Origin of the sequence: Paenibacillus zanthoxyli JH29 (assembly GCF_000520715.1) — a bacterium.
GTDB lineage: Bacteria > Bacillota > Bacilli > Paenibacillales > Paenibacillaceae > Paenibacillus_AQ > Paenibacillus_AQ zanthoxyli.
In genome coordinates, this window is the sequence record NZ_ASSD01000462.1 from 24302 (window position 1) to 37467 (window position 13166).

The 13166-nt window shown below is 53.9% G+C and carries 13 protein-coding genes; all 13 read right to left on the minus strand.

The features are described 5' to 3' along the window. Nucleotides 1-93: 93 nt before the first annotated feature. Nucleotides 94-882 carry a formate/nitrite transporter family protein gene (locus tag L691_RS0117940; RefSeq protein ID WP_025691797.1) on the minus strand — a complete coding sequence of 263 codons (789 nt, stop codon included), beginning with the start codon at nucleotides 880-882 and terminating at the stop codon, nucleotides 94-96. A gap of 436 nt (nucleotides 883-1318) precedes the next feature. After that, nucleotides 1319-2065, minus strand: a complete 747-nt coding sequence (locus L691_RS0117955) for a TerC family protein (protein ID WP_025691798.1) — start codon at nucleotides 2063-2065, stop codon at nucleotides 1319-1321. Nucleotides 2066-2114: 49 nt separating this feature from the next. Continuing rightward, on the minus strand, nucleotides 2115-2708 hold the full coding sequence (locus tag L691_RS0117960; RefSeq protein ID WP_025691799.1) for a TerD family protein: 594 nt from the start codon (nucleotides 2706-2708) through the stop codon (nucleotides 2115-2117). 186 nt (nucleotides 2709-2894) lie between these two features. Further along, nucleotides 2895-3617, minus strand: a complete 723-nt coding sequence (locus tag L691_RS0117965) for an amino acid ABC transporter ATP-binding protein (protein ID WP_025691800.1) — start codon at nucleotides 3615-3617, stop codon at nucleotides 2895-2897. A gap of 15 nt (nucleotides 3618-3632) precedes the next feature. Then, nucleotides 3633-4280 carry an amino acid ABC transporter permease gene (locus tag L691_RS0117970; protein WP_025691801.1) on the minus strand — a complete coding sequence of 216 codons (648 nt, stop codon included), beginning with the start codon at nucleotides 4278-4280 and terminating at the stop codon, nucleotides 3633-3635. A gap of 124 nt (nucleotides 4281-4404) precedes the next feature. After that, nucleotides 4405-5280, minus strand: a complete 876-nt coding sequence (locus tag L691_RS0117975) for a basic amino acid ABC transporter substrate-binding protein (protein WP_025691802.1) — start codon at nucleotides 5278-5280, stop codon at nucleotides 4405-4407. Nucleotides 5281-5484: 204 nt separating this feature from the next. Then, nucleotides 5485-6360: an N-carbamoylputrescine amidase gene (gene aguB, locus L691_RS0117980; protein WP_025691803.1), complete on the minus strand. Its 876-nt coding sequence runs from the start codon at nucleotides 6358-6360 to the stop codon at nucleotides 5485-5487. 15 nt (nucleotides 6361-6375) lie between these two features. Beyond that, nucleotides 6376-7422 (minus strand): agmatine deiminase family protein, encoded by a 1047-nt coding sequence (locus L691_RS0117985; RefSeq protein ID WP_025691804.1) that lies wholly within the window; start codon nucleotides 7420-7422, stop codon nucleotides 6376-6378. Between the two features lie 211 nt (nucleotides 7423-7633). Next, nucleotides 7634-8179 (minus strand): phosphodiesterase, encoded by a 546-nt coding sequence (gene yfcE / locus L691_RS0117990; RefSeq protein ID WP_025691805.1) that lies wholly within the window; start codon nucleotides 8177-8179, stop codon nucleotides 7634-7636. 219 nt (nucleotides 8180-8398) lie between these two features. After that, entirely contained in the window at nucleotides 8399-9883 is a 1485-nt protein-coding gene (locus L691_RS0117995; protein ID WP_025691806.1) for a glutamate synthase subunit beta, read from the minus strand. Nucleotides 9884-10277: 394 nt separating this feature from the next. After that, on the minus strand, nucleotides 10278-12233 hold the full coding sequence (pulA, locus tag L691_RS0118000) for a type I pullulanase (protein ID WP_025691807.1): 1956 nt from the start codon (nucleotides 12231-12233) through the stop codon (nucleotides 10278-10280). Nucleotides 12234-12399: 166 nt separating this feature from the next. Then, nucleotides 12400-12588 carry a hypothetical protein gene (locus tag L691_RS0118005; RefSeq protein WP_025691808.1) on the minus strand — a complete coding sequence of 63 codons (189 nt, stop codon included), beginning with the start codon at nucleotides 12586-12588 and terminating at the stop codon, nucleotides 12400-12402. Nucleotides 12589-12667: 79 nt separating this feature from the next. Next, nucleotides 12668-13166 (minus strand): hypothetical protein (locus L691_RS0118010; RefSeq protein WP_232229213.1); only part of this gene is annotated, 499 nt, incomplete at its 5' end.

The window sequence follows — 13166 nt, forward strand, 5'->3', positions numbered from 1 at the left end:
CAAATTCGAAACATGATTAAGAGGTTCGTTGGAGAGATCTTTCTTGTTATGGAAACCCGCAGCGTGCAGACCGCGAGCTTCCCGTCCCTACTTTCAATGCGATTCATCGTCCAGGAAAGGCTTGTTCACATAAAAATACATGACGCCCATCAGCACGCCGCCGCCAATCAAATTGCCGAGGGTGACTGGAACCAGGTTGTGCACGACACCGCCCCAGGAGATCGTTCCGGGGTGATCCAGCACAAGCGCAATCGCGAACGTACACATATTGGCAATACTGTGTTCATAGCCCGAAATAAAGAAGCAGAATACAAACAACACCATCGCGAACAATTTGGCGCCGTCGGACTTCATCGACATTGGCACGAAAAAAGCGAGACAAACGAGCCAGTTACAAAGGACCGCCCGCCAGAACAGCTGGATCGCCGGAGCCTCCATTTTATGGGCAACGACATTAAGCAGGAACCCGTTTACATTCGGATCATAGAATAGACCGGTCAAATAGATGAGCAGCGCAAACGCCGTTGCACCTAAAATGTTCCCTATGTAGCTCCACACCCACATCCGTCCGACATCCGTCCACTGCATCTTCTTGCGGAGCGCCGCATAGGTGTAGTAGAAGGTATCGCCGGTAAACAAGTCGCCCCCACCATAGGAAATAAGAATGATAGCGGCTCCAAATGTGACGGCAGCCATCGGATAGGTCATTGGAGAATGCTCCATGTAAAAAAAGTTTCCGGTTTTAAATGCCACGATAACCCCGAACCCGATAAACATACTGGCCAGCATCGCGCGGGCAATGTAGCGGAATATACTGTTGCGGTATACCTTTTGCTTCTTGAGCGCCAACTGCTCGACTTTTAATAGGGCTTCATTCTCCATAGTTCCTCCGTGGGTGTCGTATTTTCAGCAGCCTTTGGGATAACGTGAGCTTAGGGCTTATTATACCCAATAAACCGCAAAAAAACGCTTGAAACAGCAAAGCTCGAAGATTGGCGAATAATCTCTACTGTTAGGAATTCCTGTCGTTATTAAGCTCGGCGATTCCTTCCGCCTTTTTGCTGCTTGCCGCCACAAGAAGCATGAGAATCAGGCCCCCCAGGATCATAAGACAGCCCCTCCCCCGTATTTGCCGCGCCCTGTGGCAATGTATGAGCGGGAGAGAGGGATTATGATTGAAGCGGCATGAAAAAAAGACCTGCCCGATCAAATCGGACAAGCCTGGCAATTTTCCAAAGGGGGTTGTCCCGGTTCAGAAAGCTGCCAGCCTATGGTCTGCCGCGGCTGCTTCAGCGTCTGCATATCGGGGACCGGCTGTTTAATGGCGGACTTCGTTCTTCGCTTCACTCTGCTTACGGCTTGCGCTGTACAGAATTGTTCCGACAAAGACAGCGATAATGACGGCAAAAAAGATAACATGGGGCATTTCGTATCCGAAAGCGCCGGCCAGCATTTTACCGGCAATAATGGCAATCAGCAGGAAAGCCATTTGCTCCAGTTCGGGGAATTTCTCGATCAGCTTAAGGAAAATCTGCGCTACGCCGCGCATCATCAGCACGCCCAGAATACCGCCCATGAACAGCACCCATACTTCGCTGCTGAGGCCGAAGGCGGCGATGACGCTGTCGATACTGAAGGCAATGTCCATCAGCTCAACGAGCAGCACCGTTCTCCAGAAAGAGGCTCCCTTATTTTCTACCTTTTCGTTCCCGCCGCCCTTGAAGATTCCTTTATAGGCGATGTAGAAGAGATAAAGGGCGCCAAGCACCTTAACCAATGTGAACTCGATCAGATAAGTTCCAAGGCCGATGGCTAAGAAACGGAATAGATAAGCTCCCAGAATCCCGTAAAAGAGTGCCTTCTTCTGCTGCTCTTTGGGCAAATGCTTGACCATTACAGCAAGCACGAGCGCATTGTCCGCCGAGAGCAGACCTTCAAGCAGGACCAGACTTGCGATAATGCCCCAGCTTACGGGGTCCGACAACGTAGCCATTACATCATGCCATGAGAAAAAATGACTATAGCTGTCGCTCATGCTCCTAAAAAAGTTTGATAACCCTTCCATCTTCACTTGCCTCCGGTAAAATCATTTTATTATTTGTTCGCATCCCAGGTTATACATACCGCTCGGCCAACTGACTGATATGCGCCGCGTGGCTGCCTTCGCCGATCGCCGCAAATTTCCACTCCGATTCGTGCCTGTACAGCTCTCCGCTGATCAGGGCGGTGAACCCGGAGTAGTTGTCCGACAGGTTATACTTCACCAGCTCGGCCCCGCCTGAAGCATTCTTCACACGAATATACGCCGACTTGATCATGCCGAAATCCTGTCCGCGGTCCACTGCGTCGTAGATATTGACGACAATCAGAATCCGATGCACATCGGATGGGACCGCATCCAGATTCACCCTGATTTGCTCATCATCCCCGTCATCATCGCCGGTCAGATTATCACCGGAATGAACGACCGAATTACAAGAGCTCCGCATGTTATGGAAGCAGACCAGATTGGCCCTCTTCGTCAATTTCCCGTCGGCATTCAGCAGCAGGGCCGAGGCGTCGCAGTCGATATTGGCCTTCTGCCTGGAGCCGGACAATTCCTTATCCTCTGCTGGGTCCCAGCCCAGACCGACGATCACGTTCTTCAGACCCGAATTGCCTTTGGTCAGATCGATGTTCTGGCCCTTTGCCAAATGAATTCCAGCCAAGCGTGATCCCTCACTTTCGAAAAATGCATATACAAAGTCATACGCTTAGAAATGGAATATGTTTCATATGGCGGACAACCATTTTCCCCGGTTCCCGAAGTTTCCGGCTTTCGTTAGCGGAGCATATAGCAGCAATGCTGCGGGTCCCTCCCGCGCACAAAAAAAGAGGCGGGAAATCCCCGCCGCCTACAGTACCTTCGACAAAAATTCCCGGGTCCGCACATGCTGCGGATTTCCAAACAGCGCCTCAGGCGGCCCTTCTTCCACAATGGCGCCCTGCTCCATGAACAGCACCCGGTCGCCCACCTCGCGCGCAAAGCCCATCTCATGCGTGACGACGACCATCGTCATCCCCTCACGGGCCAGGTCCTTCATGACGGCCAGCACCTCGCCAACCATCTCCGGGTCGAGCGCCGATGTCGGCTCATCGAACAGCATTATTTTCGGCTCCATGGCCAGCGCTCTGGCAATAGCTACGCGCTGGGCCTGTCCGCCGGACAGGGAAGCGGGATATACCTCGGCCTTTTCGGCGAGCCCGACTTTTTTCAGCAGCTCCAGCGCCTTGTGGCGGGCCTGCTCCTCCGGCCATTTGCGAACCTGAATCGGCGCCAGCATAATATTCTCGATCACCTTTTTGTGCGGAAACAGATTGAACTGCTGGAACACCATCCCGACCTCTGTCCGGACCTCGTTGATCCGCGTCTTCTTGTCCATCAGGTTCACGCCCTCGATCACGATCTCGCCTCCCTGCGGCTGCTCCAGCAGGTTCAGACAGCGGAGAAAGGTCGATTTGCCCGAGCCCGAAGGCCCGATTACGACGACAACCTCCCGGCTGTTAATGTCGATGCTGACATCGCCAAGCACCGTATGGCTTCCAAACGACTTACGAAGATGTCTGACTGAAATAATCGGTTCCATAGCTTTTTACATCCTCCGTTCGATATAGGCCAGCAGCTTGTTCAGCGAATAGGTGAGAATGAAATAAATAACCGCCGCCGTCAAATACGGCTCCCAAATCCGCATATACTGGCCTTTCATCGTATTGCCCCAGTACATGATTTCCGGTGCCGCGACGAGCGCGAGCAGCGAAGAATCCTTGACCAGCACGATGAACTCATTGCCGAAAGCCGGCACCATTCGCTTGATGGCCTGCGGCAGCACTACAAACCGCATCGACTGCCGCCTCGTCATTCCCAGGGACAGCGCCGCCTCCCGCTGGCCGGAATCAACCGACTGAATGCCCGCCCGGAAGATTTCCGCCGCATAGGCCGCCGAATTGAGCGACAGCGCGACAACGCCGGAAATCAGCGCGTTCGTGCTTCCGTAAAAGAGAGGCACCAGCCCAAAATGCACGATCAGAATCTGTACGTACAGCGGAGTACCCCGAAAGATATTGACATAAACATCAAAAGGCCAGCGCCAAAGCGGGTTCTTCAGCATTCTGCCGAATCCGATACCTAGTCCGAGTATGGACCCCAGAACAATGGAGGCGATTGAAAAACCGATCGTATACAAGGTTCCCCGTAAAAATAATGGCAAGTACCCCCAAATGATGTCGAAATTGAAATCCATCCTTCTCTTCCCCTTCTCTTCTTTTCGCCGGTCGACGGCATGCCGCCGTTCCCCGTAGCTTCTCTGTCAAAAAAACAAGCACGCGCAATAGTGTTCATTACGCATGCTTGTCGCCTTGCACCGCTTACTTCGCATTCTTCAAATTAGTCAGATCGGGAGCTTCTCCGAACCATTTCTTGTAGATTTCCTCGTACTTGCCGTTCTCAATTACCTTTTGGATCGCCGGATCAAGCTTTGCTTTCAGCTCGCTGCCCTTCGGAAACAGAATACCGTAATACTCGGAGCCGAAATTCGGCGTATCCTTGATGCCGACCAGCTTCATTTTCGGGTTGTTCTTGATATACTCGCGAATAATCGCGATATCGGCCACGACCGCGTCCGCGCCGCCGTTGTCCAGCTCCATCATCGCTACCGCGTTGCTGTCAAAGCGCTTCAGCTTCGTGTTGCCCACTCCCATAATCTTGCTCATCAGCTCATCGGCGGTAGTGGCGGTCTGTACGGCAACCGTCTTGTCCTTCAGGTCCAGCGCGCTCTTGATGTCACTGCCTTCCTTAACCATAATCATATTGGTCGATTCAAAGTAAGGAACAGAGAAATCATAAGTCTGCTTGCGCTCATCGGTAATGGACACAGCAGACAGGCCTGCCTGATATTCCGTGCCCTGCTGTACGCTCTGAAGCATCGTATCCCAGCCGGTATTTACCACCTCGTATTTCATTCCTGCTTCTTCCATAACCGCAGCGATAAAGTCGATGTCAAAGCCCTTGATCGTATCCTTGTCCATGTATTCCATTGGCGCATAAATAGCGTCACTTGCGAACTTAACGACTGTTTCCGGGGCGTTTGTTTCTGCGGCGTTGCTGCCGGAATTTGTGCTGCCTGTATTGCTTGAATTATTTGCCTTATCCGATCCGCAGCCCGCTATAGCCAATACCAAGATTGCGATTAAAGCTGACAAAATCCATTTATTTCGGGTCTTCGTCTCTTTTCTGGTCTCCACTCTCTCAATCCCCCTGAGAAATTATCTATTAATACAAAGAGATTTTAACAGATTAAAGTGCGGATGACAATTATCATTTCCTCATGATGTTATGTTACATCACATATTATCGGAAGTTTGTAACAATTTATCTTTCAAAAAAAAGCACTGCCAAGAGTGTAATATCTTGTTCAGTGCCCTGGTATAAAAATCTGTGAAATTTTGTTAAAAAGTCAGATCCCCGTCATAGGAAGCGATCAGGCGATACAGTTCCGGACGGCGGTCGCGGAAGATGCCCCACTCGATCCGGAGGGTCTCCAGCGCGTCCAAATCGAACTCGCCTACCAGCACCGTCTCTTCGTCCCGTCCGGCCTCGGCGACCTTGTTGCCCTGCGGACCGGCGATAAACGAGGACCCGTAGAAATTGATGCTCGATTCCTCGTCCTCTTCGCGGCCGATGCGGTTGGAGGCCACAACGGGAATCAGGTTCGCTGCGGCATGGCCAAGCATGCACATCTGCCAGTGATCCTTTGAATCAATGGAGCTGTCCTGCGGCTCCGAGCCGATGGCTGTCGGATAGAACAGAAGCTCCGCGCCCATCAGCGTCATGACGCGCGCCGCTTCCGGATACCATTGATCCCAGCATACGCCTACCCCGATTTTGGCGTAACGGGTATTCCATACTTTAAAGCCGGTGTCCCCAGGATTAAAATAGAATTTCTCCTCGTAGCCGGGACCGTCCGGAATATGGCTCTTCCGGTATTTTCCAAGGATGCTGCCATCGGCGTCAATGACGGCCAAGGAATTGTAGCGCGCATAGTTCTTCTTCTCATAGAAGCTGATCGGCAGCACGATCTTCAGCTCTTTTGCCACCTCTTTAAAATGGTTCACGGCTTTATTCTGTTCCAGTTCCGTCGCGTACTCATAATAATCCGATTTTTCCTTCTGGCAGAAGTACGGCGTCTCGAACAGCTCCTGGAGCAGAATAATCTGCGCTCCCTGCGCCGCCGCCTCCCGAACCAGCTTATCGGCCTTGGCAATATTCTCATCAATATTTCCGGAGCAGCTCATCTGCGTTGCGGCTACTTTTACGTTTCTCAAGCTTGTTCCTCCTTGCTATGACTGAAATCGAAATGCATGAACTTCCGGGGCCGGCATTTGCTGCGTCGTGCAGTGCACATTACCGCCCTCACGGATGACCGCCATTCCATTCACCGTGCGGATTCGCCGGTCCGGGAACAGACGCTTTAGCGTCTCCTCCGCGAGCGCATCGCTCTCGGCCGCGCCGAATACAGGCATGATAATCCCGCCGTTGACGAAATAGAAATTCAGATAGCTGAGCGTCAACCGATTTCCCTCATGGTCGGCGCGTGGCGGCTGCTGGATTTTGACGATCTCAAGCCTTCTGCCTTTAGCGTCTGTCGCATTCTCCAGAATATGCAGATTCTCGGCCGTGATCGCATAATTCTCGTCCTGCGGGTCTTCACAGACCTGAATGATAACCTTGCCCGGAGCGGCAAAGCAGGCGATATTATCGACATGCCCGTCGGTCTCGTCGCCGCTGAGGCCACGCTTCAGCCAGATAATCTTGTCCGCGCCGGTGTACTGGCGAAGAGCCTCCTCAATATCTCCACGTCCCAGCCCCGGATTGCGGTTCGGATTCAGCAGACATTCCTCGGTCGTAATCAGCGTCCCTTCACCGTCGGTATGAAAGGAACCTCCTTCCATCACAATCGGCGCGTCGAACCGGGCAACCTTCACCGTCTCGATTATTTGCGGAGCAACCTTGTCGTCGAGATCCCATGGCGAGTATTTGCCGCCCCAGGCGTTGAACTTCCAGTTGATACCGGCAAGCTGCCCGTCTCCGTTCATGATAAAGGTCGGCCCGTTATCCCGCAGCCAGGCGTCGCTGTGCTCAATCGGCAGGAAGGTGATTCCGGGCCCGCTAACCAGGCGCATAACCTCCTCCTGCTCGTCCGGACCCACAACGACCGTCACCGGCTCAAATTCGGCGATGGCCCGGATGATATCGGCATATCCTTGGCATACGGATTCATGGTCATCCGGAAAGCACATGGATGCCTGCACCGGCCAGGAAATAAACGTACGTTCATGCTTCGCCCATTCGGGCGGCATGCTATAATTCAAAGCTTTAGGGTTCATCATTTTAGCTCACTTTACATTAGTCTTTGAAATACACTTTCCCGGCATTCCTTACCCATCATACAATATTATCAACCCGGGCTCAATTCCGTCTGGACGGCTGAAATCAGGCATTTTCCGGCAGAGGAGTGGATCGGTCAGATGAAAAAACCGGACGCATGCGCCCGGTCTTCATTCATGCCCGCAGCGGCGGGCGTATTCTTTTTGCGAATCAGGATATCCGAATCGACTTTACCGTCTCCCCCGCAAAGCTCTTTACCGTATACTCTCCGCCCTCAAGTACGCCATAGGAATTGGGATTGTTTTCTTTGGGGAGCGAAATGGAGCCAGGGTTAAGCACGTAAATGCCTTCCTTGACGTCGGCCACCGGAACATGGGTATGCCCCTGGATAAAAATATCCCCTTCGCTAAGCTCCGGCAGATTCTCAATGCTGAAGCCATGTCCATGCGTGACGTAGATACGTCTGCCTTCATACAGAATTTGCGTATAGTCCCCCATCATCGGAAAATCGAGCAGCATCTGATCCACCTCGGAGTCGCAGTTGCCCCGCACGGCTGTAATCTGCCGCTTGATCGCATTGAGCTCCTGTGCCACGCCCTTAGGATCATAACCTTCGGGAAGCGGATTGCGGGGACCGTGATACATGAAATCCCCCAGAATAACCAGGCCGTCCGGCTTCTCCTCAGCAAACTTCTCCAGCGCCTTCTTTAACCAGTGCAGCGAACCGTGAATATCGGAAATAAACATCAGCTTCATGCATTTCCCGCCCCTTCCTGTTTTGGATATGTACTATTACCACTATACCAATGTCTCGGACACGCAAAAAGCCCCACAAAGTGAGGCCTTTCCTTGATGTTGGTCAGATATTGTGCCTGGACCCCGAAAATAATACCGGTAAAAGGGGGGGCCGGCTCCTTAGCCGGACGCCCCGCTGCTGCTACCCGCGCTTGCTTCTTGTCTGCGGCCGCTTAGGCCTTAAGGCAGATTCGAGGAGCCCATCAGATAACGGTCCACTTCCCGTGCAGCCTGGCGGCCTTCGCTGATCGCCCACACGACAAGGCTCTGTCCTCGGCGCACGTCGCCGGCGGCAAAGACGCCGTCCACATTAGTCGTATGCACTCCATACTCAGCCTTGATGTTGGACCGCTCGTCGCGCTCCAGACCAAGCTGGCTTGCCAGCGTCTCTTCCGGCCCGGTGAAGCCCAGCGCCAGCAGCACGAGCTGCGCGGGAATGACTTCCTCGCTGCCCGGCACTTCTTTGGGCACCATACGGCCATCTTCGCTGCGTACCCATTCGATACGCACCGTATGCAGTTCCTTCACATTTCCGTTCTCATCCCCGGCGAACCGCTTCGTCGATACAAGATAGCGGCGCGGATCTTCCTGATACAATGCTTTCGCTTCCACCTGTCCGTAGTCCACCTTAAGCACCTTCGGAAACTCCGGCCACGGATTGCTTGGCTGGCGGGTGAGCGGCGCTTGCGGCATGATCTCCAGTTGGATGACGCTCTTGCAGCCATGACGGATGGAGGTCGCCACGCAGTCGGTGCCGGTATCGCCGCCGCCGATTACGACAACATCTTTGCCGGCCGCAGACAGATACTCCCCGTCCTGAAGCTCCGAATCAAGCAGGCTCTTCGTATTCAGGGTAAGAAATTCCATCGCCTGGTAAATGCCAGACAGCTCTCTTCCTTCAATCGGAAGATCCCGGGTCTTCGTCGAACCCGCGCAGAGCACAACCGCATCATACTGGGCCTTCAGTTCCTCAGCCGAAATATCCTTGCCGATTTCCGTTCCAGTTATAAAGTTGACCCCTTCGGCCTCAAGCAAATCAACCCGGCGCTGTACCTTCTTCTTGTCGAGCTTCATATTCGGGATGCCATAGGTCAGCAGTCCGCCGATCCGGTCGGCCCGTTCATAGACGGTGACCGTGTGGCCCGCTTTGTTAAGCTGCGCTGCGCAGGCCATGCCCGCCGGCCCGGAGCCGACGACGGCCACGGCCTTACCGGTGCGCGCAAGCGGAGGCTGAGGCTGAATCCAGCCTTCTTCGAAGCCTTTGTCGACGATTGCTTTCTCGATGGTACGGATGGTCACGGGCTGGCCGTTCATTCCCACCGTACAAGCGCCCTCACAAGGCGAAGGACATACACGGCTCGTAAATTCAGGGAAGTTATTGGTCTTATGCAGCCGCTTCAGAGCGACTTCCCAATTCCCCTTATATACCAGGTCATTCCATTCCGGAATCAGATTATGAAGGGGACAACCGGAGGCCATGCCCGACAGCAGGCGCCCCACATGGCAAAAAGGCGTTCCGCAGTCCATACAGCGCGCACCCTGCTCGCGCAGCTTCTCCTCATCCATCGGTACCGAAAACTCATTCCAGTTCTTGATCCGCTCCAGCGCTTCGCATTCCGAAGGCGTTATACGCTGATATTCCATAAATCCCGTAGATTTACCCATCCCTGTCATCCTCCGTGTCTTCTTGGATTTCCGCCGGACCGGCCGGCGATGTATTCTAGGGTGCCGCTTACACCAAGGACTTCAGTCCCTTCCGAGCGCCCGTTCGTATGACGCTGTAAAGCAGCAAAGCAGCAGGCCGCAACCGGGCGATTGACGCCGGCTGTACGGTTGTCCGCCACATTTAAAATTAGAAGTAATAAGTGACTACATAGTACCATCCGCTTTCCGTATCCGAACGTGAGCAATGTCACCTTTTGTTGAAATCGAGAACATCATTTTGCCATTATCACAGAAATTTCAAATTTAAATCAATTTCACTTGATTCCTGGCAGCACAACCTGGGAGTCTCTTGACAAAGAAAAAAGACCCCAAAAGGGTCTAGGGGTCCGGACAATCACGGCACCGCCAGCACCGTCATTCCGATGCCTCGGATAATGGCCTGTTCTTTGGTCAGACGGACTATTTGTTCTCCGCCGAGCAGCGGCTGCCATTCTCCCAGCTTCGGAAGCGCCAGCGACATCTCTCCTATATTCGCTTTATAAACCACGTACAAGTGGCTCGCCGAATCTCCTCCTGCGTGATTACGCAGCGTATAGGCTACTGCTCCGCCAGGGGTACGCTCAAAGAAAAGACCCCGGCGAATTTCCTCCGCGCTCCGCAGCCGGAACGCCGGATGCTCTTTGCGCAGCGCAATTAAATTCTTCATATATTCAACATCATCAAGGTGGGCAGCGCACCGCTGCCAATCAAGCCAATTGATTTCTTCCGGTCCGTTATAGCTGTTCTCAATGCCGTTCTTCGTCCGCATGAACTCCTGGCCGGCATGCAGAAACGGAATGCCCTGGCTCGTCAGCACCATTGCGGAACCAAGCCGGTGCATAGCCCGGCGTTCCTCGTCCGCTGCCCCTTCGGTAGACAGCAGCAGCTTATCCCACAGCGTATGATTGTCATGGCATTCCACAAAGTTGACGGACTGCTGCGGCTCCTGGGCGAACTGCCAGATCCCCGGCCCGTAAGTGATGCCTCCGGCGATTCCGGCCATAACCCCGTTCTCGGTTCCGGCTCCTCCGCTGACGAAGCCTTTGCGGTTATGCTGAAAAATGCTTCCCTTAACCGCGTCACGGAAGCCGTCGTTAAACTGCCCGAACCTTGGCAGCAAAGCGCTGTTCTGCTGGTTCGCCCGCTGCGAAGGCGCAAGCTCCGTGTCCATCACCCAGCCCTCCCCGATCGTTAGGATGGAAGGGTCCAGCTCATCGAGCCGCCGGCGGATCTCCGTCATGGTTCCGATGTCCATGAGGCCCATCAGATCGAAGCGGAAGCCGTCGATATGGTACTCCCCAGCCCAATACAGCACGGAATCGGCAATATAACGGGACATCATCTTGCGCTCGGTAGCGCAGTCATTGCCGCAGCCCGATCCGTTCGACAGCGTACCGTCCGCTTTATAACGCAAGTAGTATCCCGGAACAAGCTTGGTTAGATTCATACGGAAGCTGTCATAAACATGGTTATATACGACGTCCATGATAACACGCAGACCGCGGTCATGCAGCGTCTGAATCAGGCACTTAAGCTCTTTGATCCGGACCCCCGGAGCGTAAGGATCGGTCGCATAGGAGCCTTCGGGAACATTGTAGTTCTTCGGGTCGTAGCCCCAATTGTAGTGCGGCTGATCGAGCTTCGTTTCATCCACGCTTTCCGTGGCGTAATCGGCAATCGGCTGAAGCTGTACATGGGTAACGCCCAGATCCGCGATATGGTCCAGCCCGGTAAGAATCCCCTCCGGTCCGCGTGTGCCGCTCTCGGCAAGGCCGGTAAACTTCCCTTTCTGCCGGATGCCCCCGGCCGGATGGATCGATAAGTCCCGCAGGTGCAGCTCATAGATGACGGCGTCCACGGGATTGTCAAAAGGCGGTTTGTCTTCGGTCCAGCGCAGCGGGTCCGTCTTTCGCAGATCAAGAATGGCCCCCCGGTCGCCGTTGACGCCGACGGCTCTGGCGTAGGGATCGACCGCTTCGTTCCACCGGTCTTCGAACCCTACGCGATACGTATAGAATTTGCTTTCCAAATCGCCTTTTACCGTCAATACCCAGGTTCCCCCGATATCGTGGGTCATCGGCAGAACGGATGAAGCCTCTCCCTGCCAGGAATCGTACAGTACTAGCTCCGCCTGCCGGGAGGTCGGCGCCCATAGCCGGAACGCGGAGCGCTCCGGCATGTAGCTCACGCCCAAATCGCCGCCCTCGTAACCAGGCAAATCGTCAAAGCCGCCAACATGGACGGGGACACCCCCTACGACCGCAGGATCGCCGTAATCAATCGGCTCCCCTTTTCCCCCTTGTACCGACAAATCGATCATGGCTCCTTTATGCTCTCGCTCTTGGCGATCTGCCCGATCGCGCAGAGCAAACGTTCGATTAGTTATCATAACGGATGCGGTCTCTGAATGGACAGGCAAGCCGTTTTTTCTTGCATTCCCCGAGATTATACAATGCGCCCAATCTGGTGTCAATCTGCTAAATTTCCGTTTTTTGTAAGAGAATTGCCCGATTTCCTGTAAAATGATGCAAATCCACAGCCACCATCGTAATTACTTTGCGATGTGCAGCGTATTCAATCCGGCGTTCCCGGCTTGCAGCAAACGCTCCATTCGCCTGTTTCGATCCGTTATCCTGGACAATCAGCCAGGGACTGGGCTCCGTCATCTCATAGCCGATTCCTACGGTCCAGTGATAGTCGTACGCGTAGTCCCCGAACCAGCGCAGGGAGAACCATCTGTCGAACTCACCGCCACCGGCCGGCCCGCGTCGATTTCCGCCTTGTACAGGGCAAAATCATTGAAGCTCGCAGCCGAATCGCGGGTGCGTCTCCAAGGGATGCTCGGAGATACGCCTTGATCCCCTTGGCGAAATTGCGCGCGCTCATCCCCCAGGGCCTTCCTCCATATCTCCCATACAAGTAATTGATATGCTCCGCCTTCGAGCCGAAACGCTCCTTGCCGATAAGATCCGTCTCCCCCAGCTTCCGGCCCCAGTACTCCGTGATCGCAGCCATCGTGGAGGGTCCGCAGGCGGACGAGGCAAATCTGACACCCGGCTCCCATTGGGTATAGGGCTCAAGATTAAGCTTCATCCCATAAGGCCCCTTTCCGAGCAGCGTAAAGCCGATGATATACGAAGAATGCTGCCATACCAAGTATACGATAACAGGAAGGCAAACATACGAGGGAGTATAAAGACTATTAGTGAACTCTCCCCCACTTAGCTTACGCATGAAGGGGGGC

Coding starts and splice junctions, on each gene's coding strand:
- L691_RS0117995 (WP_025691806.1), bottom strand. CDS start 9,883: ATGGGTAAATCTACGGGATTTATGGAATATCAGCGTATAACGCCTTCG.
- L691_RS0117955 (WP_025691798.1), bottom strand. CDS start 2,065: ATGGAAGGGTTATCAAACTTTTTTAGGAGCATGAGCGACAGCTATAGT.
- L691_RS0117940 (WP_025691797.1), bottom strand. CDS start 882: ATGGAGAATGAAGCCCTATTAAAAGTCGAGCAGTTGGCGCTCAAGAAG.
- yfcE (WP_025691805.1), bottom strand. CDS start 8,179: ATGAAGCTGATGTTTATTTCCGATATTCACGGTTCGCTGCACTGGTTA.
- L691_RS0118005 (WP_025691808.1), bottom strand. CDS start 12,588: ATGACGGAGCCCAGTCCCTGGCTGATTGTCCAGGATAACGGATCGAAA.
- L691_RS0117970 (WP_025691801.1), bottom strand. CDS start 4,280: ATGGATTTCAATTTCGACATCATTTGGGGGTACTTGCCATTATTTTTA.
- L691_RS0117985 (WP_025691804.1), bottom strand. CDS start 7,422: ATGAACCCTAAAGCTTTGAATTATAGCATGCCGCCCGAATGGGCGAAG.